Origin of the sequence: Achromobacter sp. PD1 (genome assembly GCF_048541815.1) — a bacterium.
Classification (GTDB): Bacteria; Pseudomonadota; Gammaproteobacteria; order Burkholderiales; family Burkholderiaceae_B; genus Achromobacter; species Achromobacter bronchisepticus_A.
In genome coordinates this window covers 743,406-761,616 of the sequence record NZ_CP183349.1, presented here as the reverse complement: position 1 = coordinate 761,616, position 18,211 = coordinate 743,406, and the positions used below count along the sequence as shown (strand labels likewise).

At 66.4% G+C, this 18,211-nt stretch carries 17 protein-coding genes; 5 read left to right on the top strand and 12 right to left on the bottom strand.

Annotation, left to right across the window (positions count from 1 at the left end):
- Position 1: 1 nt before the first annotated feature.
- From fabD to ACM1PE_RS03500, 5 genes are all read right to left on the bottom strand, one after another.
- Positions 2 to 937: an ACP S-malonyltransferase gene (fabD, locus tag ACM1PE_RS03520; protein WP_054450614.1), complete on the bottom strand. Its 936-nt coding sequence runs from the start codon at positions 935 to 937 to the stop codon at positions 2 to 4.
- Positions 938 to 1,035: 98 nt separating this feature from the next.
- A complete protein-coding gene (locus ACM1PE_RS03515; protein ID WP_419342553.1) occupies positions 1,036 to 2,022 on the bottom strand; it encodes a beta-ketoacyl-ACP synthase III in 987 nt (328 codons plus the stop codon).
- Entirely contained in the window at positions 2,022 to 3,089 is a 1,068-nt protein-coding gene (gene plsX, locus ACM1PE_RS03510) for a phosphate acyltransferase PlsX (RefSeq protein WP_059374784.1), read from the bottom strand. The genes ACM1PE_RS03515 and plsX overlap by 1 nt, the downstream gene beginning before the upstream one ends.
- Positions 3,090 to 3,148: 59 nt before the next feature.
- A complete protein-coding gene (gene rpmF / locus ACM1PE_RS03505; RefSeq protein WP_013392223.1) occupies positions 3,149 to 3,331 on the bottom strand; it encodes a 50S ribosomal protein L32 in 183 nt (60 codons plus the stop codon).
- Positions 3,332 to 3,383: 52 nt separating this feature from the next.
- Positions 3,384 to 4,010, bottom strand: coding sequence for a YceD family protein (locus tag ACM1PE_RS03500; protein WP_165867790.1), 627 nt, complete (start codon positions 4,008 to 4,010; stop codon positions 3,384 to 3,386).
- Positions 4,011 to 4,130: 120 nt separating this feature from the next.
- On the opposite strand from ACM1PE_RS03500, the gene ACM1PE_RS03495 reads away from it, so the two are divergent.
- Genes ACM1PE_RS03495 through ACM1PE_RS03485 form a run of 3 tightly spaced genes read left to right on the top strand, consistent with a single transcriptional unit; the run spans position 4,131 to position 6,229 of the window.
- On the top strand, positions 4,131 to 4,733 hold the full coding sequence (locus tag ACM1PE_RS03495; protein ID WP_118931845.1) for a Maf-like protein: 603 nt from the start codon (positions 4,131 to 4,133) through the stop codon (positions 4,731 to 4,733).
- Positions 4,730 to 5,440, top strand: a complete 711-nt coding sequence (locus ACM1PE_RS03490; protein ID WP_280015300.1) for an SAM-dependent methyltransferase — start codon at positions 4,730 to 4,732, stop codon at positions 5,438 to 5,440. The genes ACM1PE_RS03495 and ACM1PE_RS03490 overlap by 4 nt, the downstream gene beginning before the upstream one ends.
- A 3-nt stretch (positions 5,441 to 5,443) precedes the next feature.
- Positions 5,444 to 6,229, top strand: coding sequence for an N-acetylmuramoyl-L-alanine amidase (locus ACM1PE_RS03485; protein WP_118931846.1), 786 nt, complete (start codon positions 5,444 to 5,446; stop codon positions 6,227 to 6,229).
- 12 nt (positions 6,230 to 6,241) lie between these two features.
- Here ACM1PE_RS03485 and msrQ read toward each other — a convergent pair whose 3' ends face one another.
- From msrQ to ACM1PE_RS03465, 4 genes are all read right to left on the bottom strand, one after another.
- The gene (gene msrQ / locus ACM1PE_RS03480) at positions 6,242 to 6,892 is read right to left on the bottom strand and encodes a protein-methionine-sulfoxide reductase heme-binding subunit MsrQ (RefSeq protein ID WP_419342552.1); all 651 of its coding nucleotides are present in this window, start codon (positions 6,890 to 6,892) and stop codon (positions 6,242 to 6,244) included.
- A 9-nt stretch (positions 6,893 to 6,901) separates the two neighbouring features.
- The gene (msrP, locus tag ACM1PE_RS03475) at positions 6,902 to 7,864 is read right to left on the bottom strand and encodes a protein-methionine-sulfoxide reductase catalytic subunit MsrP (RefSeq protein WP_118931848.1); all 963 of its coding nucleotides are present in this window, start codon (positions 7,862 to 7,864) and stop codon (positions 6,902 to 6,904) included.
- A gap of 182 nt (positions 7,865 to 8,046) precedes the next feature.
- Entirely contained in the window at positions 8,047 to 8,697 is a 651-nt protein-coding gene (locus ACM1PE_RS03470; protein WP_059374797.1) for an HAD family hydrolase, read from the bottom strand.
- A 2-nt stretch (positions 8,698 to 8,699) separates the two neighbouring features.
- Entirely contained in the window at positions 8,700 to 9,677 is a 978-nt protein-coding gene (locus ACM1PE_RS03465) for an RluA family pseudouridine synthase (RefSeq protein WP_118931849.1), read from the bottom strand.
- Positions 9,678 to 10,185: 508 nt separating this feature from the next.
- Here ACM1PE_RS03465 and ACM1PE_RS03460 point away from each other — a divergent pair.
- Positions 10,186 to 13,245: an Rne/Rng family ribonuclease gene (locus ACM1PE_RS03460; RefSeq protein WP_419342551.1), complete on the top strand. Its 3,060-nt coding sequence runs from the start codon at positions 10,186 to 10,188 to the stop codon at positions 13,243 to 13,245.
- Between the two features lie 144 nt (positions 13,246 to 13,389).
- Here the strand turns inward: ACM1PE_RS03460 and ACM1PE_RS03455 are convergent, their stop codons facing one another.
- Positions 13,390 to 14,286, bottom strand: coding sequence for a LysR family transcriptional regulator (locus ACM1PE_RS03455; RefSeq protein WP_054450590.1), 897 nt, complete (start codon positions 14,284 to 14,286; stop codon positions 13,390 to 13,392).
- 174 nt (positions 14,287 to 14,460) lie between these two features.
- Here ACM1PE_RS03455 and ACM1PE_RS03450 point away from each other — a divergent pair, with 174 nt between their 5' ends.
- Positions 14,461 to 15,396 carry a dihydrodipicolinate synthase family protein gene (locus tag ACM1PE_RS03450; protein ID WP_280015303.1) on the top strand — a complete coding sequence of 312 codons (936 nt, stop codon included), beginning with the start codon at positions 14,461 to 14,463 and terminating at the stop codon, positions 15,394 to 15,396.
- Between the two features lie 107 nt (positions 15,397 to 15,503).
- On the opposite strand, the gene ACM1PE_RS03445 is transcribed toward ACM1PE_RS03450, so the two are convergent.
- Both ACM1PE_RS03445 and ACM1PE_RS03440 read right to left on the bottom strand, forming a co-directional pair.
- Entirely contained in the window at positions 15,504 to 17,051 is a 1,548-nt protein-coding gene (locus tag ACM1PE_RS03445; RefSeq protein WP_059374802.1) for a UxaA family hydrolase, read from the bottom strand.
- A gap of 43 nt (positions 17,052 to 17,094) precedes the next feature.
- Positions 17,095 to 18,102: a Bug family tripartite tricarboxylate transporter substrate binding protein gene (locus tag ACM1PE_RS03440; RefSeq protein WP_059374804.1), complete on the bottom strand. Its 1,008-nt coding sequence runs from the start codon at positions 18,100 to 18,102 to the stop codon at positions 17,095 to 17,097.
- Between the last annotated feature and the right edge of the window lie 109 nt (positions 18,103 to 18,211).

Here is an 18,211-nt window from a genome sequence, read left to right as displayed (position 1 = left end):
CTTAATTTCCGTTGACGGCGGCCAACGCCGCTTCAAGCGAAGCAGGATCGGTAATGGCCATGCCCGTGAGTTCGGGGTCGATGCGCTTGGTCAGGCCGGCCAGCACCTTGCCGGGACCGCATTCGATGACGTGCGTGACGCCTTGCGCCTTCATCGCGCGCAGGGTTTCCACCCAGCGCACAGGATGCCACGCCTGACGCACCAGCGCATCCCGGATTGCATCAGGTTCGACAGGCGAAGCCACGTCGACGTTATTGATCACTTGCACCTGCGGCGCGGACACCGTCACGCCGGCCAGCGCGCCGGCCAGCACGTCGGCGGCGGGCTTGAGCAGACTGGAGTGGAACGGCGCGGACACCGGCAGCAGCAGCGCGCGCTTGGCGCCTGCAGCCTTGGCCAGTTCGCATGCGCGCTCGACGGCGGCCTTGTGGCCCGCGATCACGACTTGCGCGGGCGCGTTGAAATTCACGGCTTCGACAACCTCGCCCTGGGCGGCGGCTTCGCAGGCGGCGCGCACGGCGTCGTCGTCCAGGCCCAGGATGGCGGCCATGGCGCCGGTGCCTACCGGCACGGCGGCCTGCATGGCGTCGGCGCGCACGCGCACCAGGCGCACGGCATCTTCAAGCGCGAGCGAGCCCGCAGCCGTCAGCGCGGCGTACTCGCCCAGGCTGTGGCCGGCCACGACGTCGGGCTTGCGGCCGCCGGCGGCACACCAGGCTGCGTAGAACGCGGCGCCGGCGGTCAGCATGGCGGGCTGGGTATTGGTGGTCAGGTTGAGCTGTTCCGCGGGGCCTTGCGCGATCAGCGCGCCCAGGTCCTGGCCCAGCGCCTGCGAAGCGCGCGCCACGGTGTCCGTGACGGCCGCGACGCCGGACCAGGCGTCCAGCATGCCGACAGCTTGGGAACCTTGGCCAGGGAAGACAAAAGCGATTTTCATGTTTGACCGTTTGGATTGATTCAGTGTCTGTGTGGAATGCCAGGCACATCGTTCCGGCGGCCGCGGCGCCAAGCGCCACGCCGCGCCGGAGCGCGCCCTTACATGCGGGCCAGTACCGAGCCCCAGGTGAATCCGCCGCCCACGCCTTGCATCAGGATCAACTGGCCCGGCTTGACGCGGCCGTCGCGGCGCGCGGCGTCCAGGGCCAGCGGCACGCTGGCGGCGGACGTGTTGGCGTGGCTGTCGACGGTGACGACGACCTTCTCGACCGGCACGGCAAGCTTGCGCGCCAGGAAATTCAGGATGCGCACGTTGGCCTGGTGCGGGATCAGCCAATCGACGTCGGCGATCTCGATGCCCGCCTCGGCGCAGGTGTCGCGCGCGGAACGGTCCAGCACGGTGACGGCCTGCTTGAACACGGCCTGCCCGTCCATGCGCAGGAACGGATCGCCGGTCACGTCACCGTAGGCAACGTTGCCCGCGGCGTTCAGGATCTTGGCCTGGCTGCCGTCGGCGTGCAGCTGCGCGGCCAGGATGCCGGGCTTGTCGGCAGCCTTGAGCACCACGGCGCCAGCGCCGTCGCCGAACAGCACGCAGGTGGAGCGGTCGTTCCAGTCCAGGATGCGCGAGAAGACTTCAGCGCCGATGACCAGCGCGCAACGCGCGCGGCCGGCCCGGATGAAGCTGTCGGCGGTGGTCATCGCGTAGACGAAACCGCTGCACACGGCCTGCACGTCGAATGCCGCCGACCCCTTGGCGCCGATATTGGACTGCACGATGCAGGCGGTGCTCGGGAACACGAAGTCGGGCGTCGAGGTGGCCAGGACGATCAGGTCGACCTCGGAGGCGTCCACGCCGGCGTCAGCCAGCGCGCGGCGCGAGGCCTCGGTCGCCAGCATGCTGGTGGTCACGCCGCGCTCAGCCAGATGGCGCTGGCGGATGCCGGTGCGTTCGACGATCCATTCGTCGGAGGTGGCGATGTCGCGCGTCGCCAGCTCCGCCGCCAGTTCGTCATTCGAAACCACGCGTTCCGGCAGGAAGCTGCCGGTGCCCGCGATCACGGAATATTTCATTGCGGTATCCATCAAGCGGTGTCCCCAGCCACGTTGGGCGACGACACCGAGGGGCCTTCGCCAGATTGAACGCGCTTGGTAATCTGAGCGACCGTCTCGGCGGTGCGCTCCAGCAGTTTACTCACTACGGCTTCGCGGGCGCGCTGCAACGCAAATCCATAGGCGTAGACGTCCGCGGAACCATGGCTCTTGATGACCACGCCGCGCAGGCCCAGCAGCGCGGCGCCGTTATAGCGCCGGTTGTCGACGCGGGTGCGCAGGCGGTTGAGCACCGGCTTGGCCACCGCGCCAGCCAGCAGCGTGATCAGATTGCGTTTGAACTCTTCGCGAATGACGCTGGACAACATCTTCGCCAGCCCTTCGACGGACTTGAGCACGACGTTGCCGACGAAACCGTCGCAGACGACGACGTCGACCGTGCCTTTGAATATGTCATTGCCTTCCACGTTGCCGTAGAAGTTGAGCGGGCTGTTGCGCAGAAGCTCGGCGGCTTCCTTGACGACTTCGTTGCCCTTGATGACTTCTTCGCCGATGTTGAGCAGGCCCACCGAGGGGCGCTCGCGATGGTCCACCGCCTGCGACAGCGCGGCGCCCATGATGGCGAACTGGAGCAGGTGCTCGGCCGTGCAGTCCACATTCGCGCCCAGGTCCAGCACCGTGGTGGCGCGGCCCGTCTGGTTCGGAATGGACGTGGCGATCGCGGGGCGGTCTATGCCGTCCAGCGTCTTGAGCACATAGCGTGAAATGGCCATCCACGCGCCGGTATTGCCCGCGGAAACGCAGGCGTCGGCGCGCCCGTCCTTGACGGACTGGGCGGCCAGGCGCATGGAGGAGTCTTTTTTGCGGCGCAGGGCGACCTCGACCGGGTCGTCCATGGTGACGACTTCGGAAGCCGCCACGATCTCAATGCGATCACGCGCCACGCCGCGGTGCTCGGAGAGCGCCGCTTCAATAGCGTCGGGAAGCCCGACCAGCAATAGCCGGGTATCCGGAAATTGCCGGGCGAACTCGATCGCAGCCGGAATCGTGACGGGCAGACCGAAGTCTCCGCCCATACAGTCTATGGCGATGCGTATCACGGGTGCCAGGTATCAGCGCTCAGCCGAAATGGTCCGAGTACGAGTTCGGCCCGGGGGCCTTATTCGTCGGCCTTGGTCTTCAGGACCTTGCGGCCGCGGTAGAAGCCGTTGGGGCTGATGTGGTGACGCAGATGCGCTTCGCCCGTGTTGGGTTCGATCGCGGTCGGCGGGTTCACCAGAAAATCGTGCGAGCGGTGCATACCGCGCTTGGACGGGGACTTCTTGTTTTGTTGAACGGCCATGATGACTCCTAGAAACGGGGCGCATTGTACGCGATGCGGCCCGATGTTGATCTCAATCTTTGTGCTTCAGTTGTTCCAGCACCGCAAACGGCGACGGACGCTTGACAGCGGGCTCCTCGGGAGAAGCTTCGCTGACCTTGGCCAGCGCGCCCGGGCATACATCATGCTTGGGCACATACGGAACGCTCAGAATGAGCTCATCTTCGATCTGGGCCAGCAGATCAAAATGATGCGAACCCACCACCTTTTCAGGCAGGTTGGACACAAAACCATTTCCTTCTTCGTCCTCGTCGTCCTCGCCGGATGGATCCCCGTAGGAAGCATCGTCGTCGAGATCGGCTTCGGACTTGACCAGCTGCAAAAGGACTTCGCTGTCGATCGGATACACGAACGGCTCATTGCACCGTTGGCACACCAGCACCGGATTCGCCTGCACGTGAATATGCAGGAGCGGCCGGCCCATCAGAAGACCTGTCCTACCCATTTCGCCGCGCACGGACCACGTCACGAGTCCGGCATCGCCCTGCGGTTGTTCGGGCAGCCCGTCAACCACGCGCGTAAGCCGCACAAGAGGTATGGTTCCTTGCGCTTCCTTGCCCATCTGGGCAAATGCGTATGCATCGATGCGCTTGATGTTCAGTCCTTTGCATTCGCGGGGCTGCTCATGGGGACTACTCATACCCATGATTTTGCCGAGGTCGCTAAGCTTCGCCATCGGCTTGCTCGCGCGCCCATTCATGCAAAAATCCCGCAAAACGTTAGATAATACTGTGACTTACGCTTTAACGTCAAATATCGCATGCCTTCCAAGCCCAGCCTGATCCTCGCGTCCAGCTCGCGTTACCGCAAAGAACTGCTGTCCCGCCTGCGCCTGCCTTTCACGGCGATTTCCCCCGATGTAGACGAAACGCCACACTCCGGTGAAACGCCCGAAGCCCTGGCGTTGCGCCTGTCCGTCGCCAAAGCCATGGCGGTCGCGGCCAATCACCCCGGCAGCATCGTGATCGGCTCGGACCAGGTGGCCACCGTGGACGGACAGCCCATCGGCAAGCCGGGGGATTTCCCGCGCGCCTTGGCGCAATTGCGGGCCCTGTCGGGTCAAATCGTGGAATTCCACAGCGCCTTGGCGGTCACCGACGGCCAGCGGGTGGAAAAAGCCGACATCGTCACGCGCTGCCGTTTCCGGGCATTGTCGGACCGCGCGATCGAGGCCTATCTGCGCGCCGAAGAACCCTACGATACCGCAGGCAGCGCCAAGGCGGAAAGCCTGGGCATCGCCCTGATGGAAAGCATCCAGAGCGACGATCCCACCGCCATCATCGGCCTGCCGTTGATCGCGCTGACCGGCATGCTGGCGCAGTTCGGCCTGGATCCGCTGGACGCCCTCGGAGCACCCGCATGAGCGGCGCGCTGCACCTGATCCCGGTCGGCCTGGGCGACGCCCCGCCCGAGCGCTGGCTCCCCGCCGAGGTCCGTACCCTGGCAGGCCGGCTGGACACCTACATCGCCGAAAACGCCAAGACCGCCCGCGCCTTCCTCAAACTGATCGGCACCATCCGGCCGCTGCAGGAAATCACCATCCACACCCTGAACGACAAGGTCGACGCCGCCCAGATCAAGGCCTGGCTGGAACCGGCGCTCAAGGGCGCGGAGATCGGCCTGGTCTCGGAGGCTGGCTGCCCCGCGGTCGCGGATCCGGGCGCCAAGGTCGCGGACGCCGCCCACCGCCTGGGCATCACGGTAAAACCCTGGGTCGGCCCCTCTTCCATCCTGCTGGGCCTGATGGCCAGCGGACTGGACGGCCAGCGCTTCGCCTTCCACGGCTACGCGCCGGTGGATCCGGCGGAACGCGCCAAGCAGTTGCGCGCCTGGGAGCAGCACTCGGCCAAGCACAACCAGACCCAACTGCTGATCGAGACCCCCTATCGCAATGCCGCCATGTACGCCACGCTGCTGGCCAGCCTGAAAGGCGACACCAAGCTGTGCGTGGCGCGCTCGGTCACGACTGCCGACGAATGGATCGTCACCCGCAGCGTGGCGGACTGGAAGAAGCAGCCGGCGCCCCAGCTCGACAAGCTGCCGACACTGTTTCTCTTCCTGGCGCGCTGACCCATGCGCCGCCTATTGCTTGCGCCGCTTGCCGCGGCCGTTCTGGCAGGATGCGCCGCGCGCGGCCCCGCGGGCCTGGACCTGGACACCTCGATCACCGCGGTCGGCCAGGCCAGCCGGGTGCGCAGCATCGTGCTGCACTACACAAGCGTCGATGACGCCCGTTCGATGGAATTGCTCTCCAAGGGCAAGGTCAGCTCCCATTACCTGGTGTACGACTCCGGCCGCGTCTACCGGCTGGTCGACGAGAACCGCGCCGCCTGGCATGCCGGCGCCAGTTCCTGGTACGGCAACATCGCCATGAACAGCACGTCCATCGGCATAGAAATCGTCAACCCGGGCTGGACGGAGGGCCCTGACGGCAAGCCCGTCTGGCATCCCTATAACGACCGCCAATTGCGCGCATTGACCATACTGCTACGTGATATTGCGCAGCGCCACGGCATCACACCCGAAAACATCGTAGGCCATAGCGATATCGCGCCTCAGCGCAAGGTGGATCCCGGACCTCTATTCCCGTGGAAAATGCTGGCCGAGGCGGGAATCGGGCGCTGGTACGACGAAACCGGGGCTGCCGAGCACCTCGCGCGCCTGCAGGCCCAGGGCATCCCGGACGTGGCATGGTTCCAGAAACAGTTGGCGCGGCTAGGCTATGCATGTCCACAGGACGGCACGCTGAACCCGGCCACGATCGGCGCGCTGGCGGCCTTCCAGATGCACTACCGGCCGGCGCTGTACGACGGCCAGCCGGACGCGGAGACCGCCGCCATCATGCTGGCGATGCTGTAGGAACGCGCGGCGCTATCGCCTGCCGCGCAGCCAGGCGACCAGCCGCCAGCCCAGCAGCAAGACCAGCACCGCGGCGTACAGCGCGGGCTGCGCCAGGTCGTTCTTGCCGGCCTTGTGCCACCAGTAATGCAGCACCGCCAGCAGGCCGATAGCATAGATGGCGCGATGCAGGCTTTGCCAGCGCTTGCCCAGCTTGCGCATGGCCCACTGCGTGGAGGTGGCCGCCAGAGCGGCCATCAGCACGAACGCCGCGAATCCCGCCATGATGAAGGGGCGTTCGCCGATATCGCGCAGCATGCCTGCCGGATCGAAGCCGCGGTCCCACCAGACCCAGGCCATGAAATGCATGGAGCCATAGAAGAACGCGAATAGCCCGCACATGCGCCGCAGACGCACCAAGGCAGGTTGGCCGGTCAGCCGGCGCAGCGGCGTGATAGCCAGGGTCACGAGCAGACAGACCAGGGTCCAGGTGCCCGATGAACGGGTCAGGAACTCGACCGGGTTCGCCGTCAGCCCGTTGTTCGCGCCCAGCCAGATCCAGCGCACGAACGGCGCCAGCCCCAGCAGGAACAGGAACGGTTTGAAGCGCCCCACGGTCTTGGCGGAAAGCGGGGTTTTGCGCGGCGGCGCGGCCGGAGCCGCCTGCGGAGTGCCGTCAGGCATGGAATCGCCTCAGTAGTTCGCCTTCAGGTCCATCCCCTGGTAGAGCGACGCCACCTGCTCGGCATAACCGTTGAACATCAAGGTCTTGCGCTTGGGCGAGAACAGCCCGTCCTCGCCGATGCGGCGCTCCGTGGCCTGGCTCCAGCGCGGATGTGGCACGTCGGGATTCACGTTGGCGTAAAAGCCATACTCCTGCGGCGCGGCCTTGATCCAGGACGACACGGGCGGCTTTTCAACCAGGCGGATCTTGACCAGGGACTTGGCCGACTTGAAACCGTACTTCCAGGGCACCGCCAACCTGAGCGGCGCGCCATTCTGGTTCGGTAGCACTTTTCCGTAGACACCGAACACCAGCATGGCCAGGGGATTCATGGCCTCGTCGATGCGCAGGCCTTCCACATAAGGCCATTCCAGGATCGCGGCGCGCACGCCTGGCATGTTCTCGCGCTGCACCGCAGTCACGAATTCGACGTACTTGGCGTTGCCCGTAGGCTCGACCTGCTTGAGCAGCGCCGACAGCGAATAGCCCACCCACGGAATCACCATGGACCAGCCCTCGACGCAACGCAGCCGATAGACGCGCTCTTCCATCGGCGCCAGCTTGAGCAGTTCTTCGATGGAAAAGGTGCGCGGCTTGCCGACTTCGCCCTCGACGCTCACGCTCCAGGGGCGTGTCTGCAACTTGCCGGCATTGGCGGCCGGATCGCCCTTATCCACGCCGAACTCGTAGTAGTTGTTGTAGGACGTTACGTCGGCCAGCGTCGTCTGCTTATCCATGACGCTCAAGCCTGCATTGAGCTTGCCCGGCAGGGCGCCGGCCTCCTGGGCGTGCGCGCTGCGCATGCCCCACCCCGGCAGGCTCGCTGCGGCCGCGACCATCCCGGCGCGCAGCATCAATTCGCGGCGCGAACGCCAGACGGCCTCGGAGGTGATCTCTGACGGAAGAATATCGTCGGGCTTGCGTATCAACATCATGGTCTCCGGTGTGGCGCCCGCAGGATCATGGACGCGCCCTGCGCAAGCCATGGACGCCGCGCCGCCCCATGATATTCCGCAGCAGCCGGCGCTTGCGGGTATTTTCTATAGACCCGCACGGACGGCCGGCGTTCCGCGCCCGGACGGTGTGCGCCCGGAGAATCCCGGGCGCCAGGCCGCTAGACGCGCGGCAGCAGCCATTCGCGCACCTTGGGCACGCTCTCGAGCACCGCCTGCGGCGAACAACCCTCAAGTTCCTTCAGGGTATGAGCGCCATAGGTCACGCCCAGACCGTGTACGCCGGCATTGATCGCCATCTGCAGGTCGTGCGAGGTGTCGCCCACCATCACCACCCGGTCCGGCTCCACGTCCAGCTCCTGCATCAGTTCGTGCAGCATCGCGGGATGCGGCTTGCTGAAGGTTTCGTCGGCGGTGCGGGTGGCATCGAACAGCGGCCCCAGGCCGGTCGCGGCCAGCGCGCGCGTCAGGCCCACCCGGCTCTTGCCGGTAGCCACCGCCAGGCGCACGTTCTGCCCCGCCAGTTCAGTCAGCAGTTCCTGCACGCCTTCGAACAGGCGCAATTCCGGATCGCGCAGCAGATAGTGCGTGCGGTAGCGCTCCAGGAAGCGCGGCAGCATCGCCTGGGTCAGTTCCGGCACCGCGCGGCGCAGGGCGCTTTCCAGGGACAGGCCTATCACCCAGCTGGCGTCGGATGCCGAAGGCACCGCCAGCTCCAGGTCGCGGCAGGCGCCCTGGATGGCGGCCACGATGCTGTGCGTGGAATCCATCAGGGTGCCATCCCAGTCAAAAACGACCAGCGAATACGACATAATCAGACCGACTCCAGTTGTTTCAGTATTTTCCGGCAAGCTGGAGGCAGCTCGGCCGTAAGCGTCAGGGGCTCGCCCGTCACCGGGTGGGCCAGCGTCAATTGGTGGGCGTGCAGAAACATCCTGCCGAAGCCCATGCGCGCGAACTGCGCCCGCACTTCGTCGTGGCCGTACTTGTCGTCGCCCACGATGGGGAAGCCGCTGGCGGCCAGGTGCACCCGGATCTGATGGGTGCGGCCGGTGCGCAATTCGGCGTCGACCAGACTATAGCCACCAAACCGCTGCTTGAGCGTGACGATGGTGTGCGCCGACTGGCCGTCCGGGTCGACCTTGACCCGGCGTTCGCCGGACTGGGTGGTCCACTTGGACAGGCCCAGCTTGATGTGCTGCCGGTCATTGACCCAATCGCCCTCGACCAGCGCCAGGTAGTGTTTGTCCCCTTTTCCTTCTCGCAGCATGGCGTGCAAGGCCAGCAGGGCGCTGCGCTTCTTGGCCACCATCAAGAGACCCGAGGTCTCCCGGTCCAGACGATGGACCAGCTCCAGGAACTTGGCGCCGGGCCGGGCCGCCCGCAGTTGTTCGATCACGCCGAAGGACACGCCGCTGCCGCCGTGGACCGCCACCCCGGCGGGCTTGTCCACCACCAGCAGCGCCTCGTCCTCGAACACCACGGGGAATTCTGCGCCAGGCACTGGGCGGGGCTTGCCCGGATCCGGCAAACGCAGGGGCGGAACGCGGACCACGTCCCCCTCGGCGACGCGGTAGTCGGCCGAAGTGCGTCCCTTGTTTACCCGCACTTCGCCGCCGCGTATGGCTTTGTAGATATGGGTTTTGGGGACGCCCTTGCACAAGCGCGCAAGATAGTTGTCCAGACGCTGGCCGGCATGCTCGGCGTCGACTTCCACCAGCCTGACGGCAGGGGGAGCTTTAGAGAGGGAAAGCGAGGGGGAAGTTTCTTTGCGCATTGCGAAAAGCGACATATAATCGGGACAGCCTAAAGGGGCTGAACTAGCCGCCTGACGTAGAGATGCAACGTTACGCAACTCCGTCGAGCGCGCGGGCCGCCATTGTACTGCCTGCTCATTCAACCCCCGGGGTCATTTGGTCGCCGGCGCAACCGCGCCCTGCCGGATAGTGGTGTGGCATTCATTTTGCCCGCTGTCCCAGCAGGTCCGTTGCATGCCGCAAGCGGCTCTGAAGCACCGCAAGAATCGTCGCATATTTAAAGCACCAGCTGCGCGTGGGCAACCAATCCGACCGCAACTGCCGTTCACAGCACTTTTCCGTCAAACCACATTCAGTGAAGCTGACCCTCCTGCTGACAGAACCCCGAGCCCCACGGCTCGACGTGCCCGCCTGACCCGCGGCGGATACGCCTGGGCGCCGCCCAGGTACGGTCCGCAACTCTTGCCCGCTTCAGCCCGCAGCCCGAGTGACCCGAGGTCACGCGCCGATATCGGCGCGTCATGACAACGGAGAACCCCTCTCATGAAGCGCATGCTGTTCAATGCGACGCATCAGGAAGAATTACGCGTCGCTATCGTCGATGGGCAAAAACTCATCGACCTCGACATCGAGACTGCCGGCCGCGAACAACGCAAAGGCAATATCTACAAAGGTGTCATCACCCGGATCGAACCCGGCCTCGAAGCCTGCTTCGTCAACTACGGTGAAGACCGTCACGGTTTCCTGCCTTTCAAGGAAGTGGCCCGCAGCTACTTCAAGGAAGGCGTGGACGTCCGCAGCGCCCGCATCCAGGACGCCCTGCGCGAAGGCCAGGAACTGATCGTCCAGGTTGAAAAAGAAGAGCGCGGCAACAAGGGCGCCGCCCTGACCACGTTCATCTCGCTGGCCGGCCGCTACCTGGTCCTGATGCCCAATAACCCCCGTGGCGGTGGCGTTTCGCGCCGCGTCGAGGGCGAGGACCGCCAGGAACTGCGCGACACGATGGAGCAGCTCGATCTGCCCCAGGGCATGAGCATCATCGCGCGCACCGCCGGCATCGGCCGCAACGTCGAAGAGCTCCAGTGGGACCTGTCCTACCTGTTGCAGCTCTGGACCGCGATCGACGGCGCCGCGCGCGACAACTCCGCGCCGATCCTGATCTACCTGGAATCCAGCCTGGTCATCCGGGCCATCCGCGACTACTTCTCCCCGGAAATCGGCGAGATCCTCATCGATACCGACGAGATCGCCGACCAGGCCACGGCCTTCATGAGCGTGGTGATGCCGGACAACGTCCAGCGCGTCAAACGCTACCGCGACGATATCCCGCTCTTCTCCCGCTTCCAGATCGAACACCAGATCGAGACGGCCTACTCGCGCACGGTCACGCTGCCCTCGGGCGGCGCCATCGTCATCGACCACACCGAAGCCCTGGTTTCCGTGGACGTCAACTCGGCCCGCTCCACGCGCGGCGCCGATATCGAGGAAACCGCGCTGCGCACCAACTCGGAAGCCGCCGACGAAGTGGCCCGCCAGTTGCGCCTGCGCGACCTGGGCGGCCTGATCGTCATCGACTTCATCGACATGGAGGACAGCAAGAACCAGCGCGCCGTCGAACAGCGCCTGCGTGACGCCCTCCACTTCGACCGCGCCCGCGTCCAGATGGGCAAGATTTCGCGCTTCGGCCTGATGGAACTGTCGCGCCAGCGCCTGCGCCCCGCCCTGAACGAAGGCTCGCACATCACCTGCCCGCGCTGCAACGGCACCGGCGTGATCCGCGACGCCGAGTCTAGCGCCCTGCACGTGCTGCGTCTGCTGCAGGAAGAGGCCATGAAGGAAAACACCGCCGCCGTGCACGCCCAAGTGCCGGTCGACGTTGCGACCTATCTGCTGAACGAAAAGCGCGCCGACATCACCAAGATGGAAGCCCGCCTCAAGGTCAACCTGATGCTGATCCCCAACAAGCATCTGGAAACGCCGCACCACCACATCGAGCGCCTGCGCCACGACGATCCGCGCCTGGAAGAACTGAAGACCAGCTTCGAACTGGTCGAAGCTCCGGCCACGGACGCTCCCTGGCAGCCGCGCGAGCACGAAATCAAGTCGCGTCCGGAAGCGCTGGTCAAGGGCATCACGCCGTCGCAGCCCGCCCCGGTTTCGACCCCGGCTCCCGCTGCACCGGCGCCCGCGCCGGCAGCCTCCGGCGGCCTGGGCGGCCTGTTCAAGCGCCTGTTCGGCTGGCTGGGTGGCAGCTCCGAAGCGGCCAAGCCCGCTCCCGCCGCCCAGGAAGACAGCGCCAAGCGCGCCAGTTCCGGCCGCGGCAAGGGCCGCAGCGGCCATGACGGCCAGGAACGCCGCGGCGAACGCCATGGTTCGGACCGCAACCGCAACCGCCGCGGCGAATCGCGCGCCGAAGGCGCCGAGGCCAGCGAAGGCGGCCGCCACCACGTCCGCGGCAACCGTCGCGCCGAGGGCGAGCGCCAGGAACGCGGCGACCGCAACAACCGCAACGACGTTCGCGGTGAACGCGACACCCAGGCCACGCAAGCGGCCCTGGCGTCCAACCGTCCCGAGCAAGCCGTGGAAGCCGGCGGCGAGGACAGCGGCGCCGGCCGCAACCGCCGCCGTGGCCGTGGCCGTAATCGCCGCGAGGAAGGCCAGTCCGACGCCCCGATGAGCGAACAGGAAAGCATGGTCGCCGCCCTGGCTCAAACGGTCGCCACTGCCCTGCCCGAGACCAAACCGGCTCCTGAAGCCGCCGTCGTGACCGCTGAGGCTGTCGAAGCCGAAGCCGTGGCCGAACAGACCGCCGATGGCGTACCCGCCGTGGATGGCGCCGAAGGCGCCGCCGATCCCGAGCGCAAGCGCCGCCGCCGCCGCAGCCGCCGTGGCCGCCGCAGCCAGGAAGAAGCAGGTTTGGCCGGCAGCGACGATCAGCAGGACGATGGCGCCGACGACGACAGCATCGAACAGTCGGAAGAAGCCGCTGCCCAGCCCGCCGTGACCGCTGCGCAAGCCGCGGAACCTGCCGCACAGGTCCAGGCCGCCCCGGCGCAAGTCCAGCAGCCCGAAACCGCGACGGCCGAACCCGCCCCGGTTGCCGCTGCTCCGGTTGAAACCCAGCCGGCAACGCCCGTGCAGGTCCAAGCCGAGCAAGCCGTCGAACCCGTGGCCCAGCCCGTGCAGACGGCTGCCGCCGAGGTGACCCAGCCTGTGTCCGTGCAGGCCGCGAGCGAGGTTTCCGCCCCCGCAGCGACCGAGCCGGCGCCGGTGGAAGTCGCCGCAGTCGAGCCCGTGGTTACTCCCGCCCCGGCACCGGTCGCTCCCGCAGCTCCTGTCGCGCCTGTCGCACAGGAAGCGGCTGCCCCCGCAGCCAGCCAGCCCATCGTGCTGCCGGCTGCCGCCCCGTCGGCCAAGGCCCAGGCCCTGCACGACGTGGTGAACGCCGCCGGCCTGCAGTGGGTGGAGACCGATCCGGACCGCCACGCCCAGACCCAGCTGCGTATCGCCGCTGCGCACACGCCGGTCCGCCTGGGCCGCGAGCGCAAGCCGGTCGCGCCCGTTTCCAACGAACCGCTGGTTCAGGTCGAAACGCGCCACTAAGCCGCAGGCCTGCAAGGGCTTGCGACTTGCAGCACACCACACCCCGGGACGCTGGATACCGATCCAGCTTCCGGGGTGTTTTTCATGGCAGCTCGACAACGCAGCGGCGTCTGCCGCGATCCGCGGCGCGCACGCCCTGGACGCTCACTCGTCCTCTATCGGCTCCGCGGGCAGGTTCAAGGCCAGACCGGCCTCTTCAACGAATGCTTCCGCCAACGCCGAATGCGGCATATGCCGGGCCCAGATGATCCCCATGCAGCGCAGCGGCGCGCGCCCCGGCAGCGGCACGCGCTTGACGCGCCGGCTGTCCACCCAATCGGGCGCCCAATCGGGCACCAGCGACACGCCCAGCCCTTCCGACACCATGCAGGCGATGCCCATCAGGCCATCGACCTCCAGACGCTCGCGCGGCACGATGCCGTGCTGGCGCAGGTACTGGTCCGCCAGCCGGCCGCCCCAAACATTGCGGTCATAGCGTATGAAAGGCTGCGTGCTCATGAGTTCGTGGGCGTCATTGCTCACGGTATCGGGCGGCGCCAGCACCACCAGCGGCTCTTCCGCCACCAATTTCCAGGCGTAGCCCTTGGACAGATTGAATTGCGGTTTGACGATGAAGGCCGCGTCCAGGTCGCCGTTGATCACGCGGTGGTACAGGTGATTGGAGGTGCCCGGCTCCACGAACACCGCCAGTTTAGGCAGGCGTCGGTACAGGCGCGCCAGCACGGTGGGCATGATGCCCGTCAGCGCCGACACCGACACGCCCAGCCGCAATTCGCCCAGCGGCGCGTCGTCGCTGGCGCTGGCGCGCAGGTCCCGCACTTCGCGCAATACGCTGCGGGCCCGCTCCAGCACCTTCAGGCCCGCCTCGGTCGCCTTGACGCTGCGGCCGACGCGCTTGATGAGGGTGGCGCCCAACTCCTCTTCCAGGGTGCGCACCCGCGCCGCGATCGCGGCGGGGGTCAGGTCCAGCCGGCGCGCGGCCTCCGCCAGCGATCCGCATTCGACCACCGACACAAAGCTCTGCACATATCGCGTATCCAAAGCGTCCCCCTTTTTTTCTGCATGCACGATTTGCGCCAGGGCAAACCACAACAATTTTATGGATTGAAGCAATTAAACAGCAGATGTTCAGCGGCCGCTTCGGTGCCAGAATCAGACGTTGCCGCCGCGCCGCCCGGCGCGTCCTTTTCATTCATCAGAAATCGAGTAGAGACAATGAGCACCCAAGCCAGCATTCCCGGCGTTTTTTCTCCGGTCCTGACGCCGTTCGACGCAGCCTATCGCCCGGCCCTGGGCCGCTATGTGAAGCACTGCCGCTGGCTGCGCGAACAATCCGTCGGGCTGGCCATATTCGGCACCAACTCGGAAGCCAACTCGCTGGCCCTGTCGGAAAAGCGCAGTCTGCTGGACGCGCTGCTGGAAGCCGGCGTGGAACCGTCCGCGCTGATGCCCGGCACTGGCGCCTGCGCGCTGCCCGATGCGATCGAACTGACCCGCCACGCCGTGCGCAGCGGCAGCATGGGCGTGCTGGTCCTGCCCCCCTTCTATTACAAGGGCGTAAGCGACGAAGGCCTGTTCCGCTACTACGCCGAACTGATCGAAGGCGTGGGCGATGACCGGCTGCGCATGTACCTGTATCACATCCCTCCCGTGAGCCAGGTGCCGCTGAGCCTGGACCTGATCAATCGGCTGCTGGACCGCTATCCTGGCCAGGTCGCCGGCGTGAAGGACAGCGGCGGGGACTGGAACAACACGGCCGCCATGATCGAGCGCTTCGCGCCGCGCGGCTTCAAAGTCTATGCGGGCAGCGAAGCCTTCCTGCTGCAAACCCTGCGCGCCGGCGGCGTGGGCTGCATCACCGCCACCGGCAACGTCAATCCTGGCCCCATCGTCGCCCTGCAACAGCGCTGGCAGGAAGCCGACGCCGACGCCCGCCAGGCCGGACTGAACGCGACCCGCAACGTGTTCGGTAAATTCCCCATGATCCCCGCGATGAAAGCCGCGATTGCCTGGAAATCCGGCGATCCGGCCTGGGCGACCGTGCGCCCGCCCCTGGTGGAATTGAACGCAGAGCAGCGCTCTGCCCTGCAGGCCGCGCTGGACGACAATGGCTTTGACATGCCGGGCGCGCAGACCCTGGCAGACAACTAGCCCCGGGCCCGCGGGCGCACCCGCGCCTGCGGCATCGAACGACGGAACAGCCCCGGCGCACGGCAACCTGAAGCCGTGCGCCGGGGCGCTTTCTTTGACAGTGCCGCTCAGCTCACCACGCCGATGTTCCAGGGCACGAACTCGTGATCACCCAGTCCCAGGAGTTCGCTCTTGCTGCGCGTGCCGGAAGCCACCAGCAGGATTTCCTCGAAGATGCGCTGCGCCACTTCCTGCAGGGTCGCGGTGCCGTCCAGGATGTCGCCGCAATTGACGTCCATGTCCTCCGTCAGCCTTTCGTACATCGGCGTGTTGGTCGCCAGCTTGATCGAAGGCACGGGCTTGGCGCCGAACATCGAGCCGCGCCCGGTGGTGAAACAGATCATGTTGGCCCCGCCGGCGATCTGTCCGGTTGCGGACACCGGGTCGAAGCCCGGCGTATCCATGAACACCATGCCGGGCTGCCGCACCGGCTCCGCGTAGCGGTAGACCTCCATCAACGCCGTGGTGCCGCCCTTCATCGAGGAGCCCAGCGACTTCTCGAAGATGTTGGCCAATCCGCCCATCTGGTTGCCCGGGCTGACCTTGCCATTGATCTGCACGTCGCGCCCCGGCGAATACTCTTCCTTCCACCAGCGGATGCGCTGCACCAGCTTTTCGCCGACCTCGCGGTTGCGGGCGCGCGAGGTCAAGGTGTGTTCCACGCCGTAGATCTCGGGCGTTTCGGACAGGATGGCGGTGCCGCCGTGGCGCACCAGGATGTCCATGGCCGCCCCCAATGCCGGATTGGCGGTAATGGACGAAAAGCCGTCCGAGCCGCCGCATTGCAGGCCCACCGTCAGGTGCCGCGCCGGCACCGGCACGCGCTCGACGTCATTGGCCTCGGGCAGCAGCGCCTGCACGGCGGCGACGCCCGCTTCGATGGTTTTGCGCGTGCCGCCGGTCTCCTGCATGATGAAAGTCTTCAGCCGCGCGCCCGCCTCCAGGCCCTGGTCCTTAAGCAAAGCATCCAGCTGGTTGCGCTCGCAGCCCAGTCCGACGATCAGCACGGCGGCAAAGTTGGCGTGGCAGGCGTAGCCGCCCATCGTCCGGCGCAACAGGTCCATGGGTTCGCCGGACATCTCCATGCCGCAGCCCATGCCATGGCTCAGCGCCACCACGCCGTCCACATTGGGATAGGCGGCCATCAGCTGCGGCGTGAAGGCCTCGGCAATACGGTGCACCACCGTCGCCGAACAATTGACCGTCGCCATGACGCCGATGTAGTTGCGCGTGGCGACCTGTCCATTGGCGCGCACGATGCCGAGAAAGCGCGCCTGCTCGGACTCGGGCAGGACCGGCGTGGCCACGTAATCGCGCGCATGCGCGTAGTCGCGGTCGAACTCCTGGAAGTCCATGTTGTGCGAATGGACGTAGGTGCCCGCCGGAATATCGCCCGCCGCAAAGCCGATACAGACGTTGTACTTGAGGATGGGCTCGCCGGCGCGCAGGTCGCGGGCCGCGATCTTATGCCCGGCCGGGATCTGGCTGCGGCTGACGATGCCTTCGGAGGGCACGGCCATGCCTATGCCGATGGGCACGCGCGCCACCACGACGTTGTCCGCGGAATGCAGCCGGATCACGGGTCCGGCCGCGCGTTTTTCAGTGAAATCGATCATGTCTGGATCTCGTAGAGAAAGGCCGCCCGCTCGGGCTGGCCGCTTATTCGGGTTTGATGCCTATGTCGCGGATCAGCACCGACCAGCGCGGCAGCTCCGTACCCACGAAACGCGTGAAGGCGTCGGAATCGCTGCCCACCACCGTGAAACCCTGCTCGCTGAGCTTGGCCTGCATATCGCTCTGCTGCACGGCGGCGCGAATGGAATCGGAGAGCTTGGCCACCACGGGCTTGGGCGTATTGGCCGGCGCAAACACGCCATACCAGGTCGACACTTCGAAGTCCTTGAAGCCGGACTCGGCCAGGGTCGGGATCTGCGGCGCCTTGGGGTCGCGCTTCAGGCTGGTGATGGCCAACGGCCGGACCTTGCCCGAATTGATGTGCGGCAACGCCACCGGCAGATTGGCGAACATGTACGGCACATGGCCGCCCAGCACGTCGGCCATGGCCGCCGATTCGCCCTTGTACGGCACGTGCGTCACCTTGGTACCCACCATGTGCGCAAACAGCTCGCCGGCAATGTGCTGCGGACCGCCCTGGCCCGACGAGGCATAGCTCATTGCGCCATCGCCGGCCTTGCGGATCTGTTCGGTCAGTTGCTGCACGGTCTTGGCGTCCACCAGGGCCGGATTGACCACCAGGATCAGCGGCATGGTCACGATCTGCGAAACCGGCGCAAAGTCCTTCTCGGGCTTGAAGGGCAGGGACGGAAACAGCGAAGGCGCCACCACCATGGTGGACTGCGAACCCAGGAACAGCGAATAGCCGTCGGCAGGCGAACGCGCGACGTTGTCGGCGGCGATGGTGCCCGTGGCGCCCGCCCGGTTTTCGACCACCACCTGCTGCCCCAGGCTTTCGGCCATCTTGGCGCCGACCAGGCGCGCCACGATGTCCGCCCCGCCTCCCGGCGCAAAACCCACGACCATGCGCAGCGGCTTATTCGGAAACTCCTCGGCCATGACGGCGGACGAGCCGCAGGAAAACGCGAGGGCCAGGCCTATGGCAACAGTCATGCGCGTCAGCGGACGCGCGGGCGTACAGGGGGTGTTCATGCGTTGGTCTCCGTATGCCATCGTCGCGCCCCTCCCCGGCCGCAGCGATGCGTGCCGGGATCGGAGCCGCGCGGCGGCTCGTTGTGTGTTGTGCGGTGCCAGAGCATTC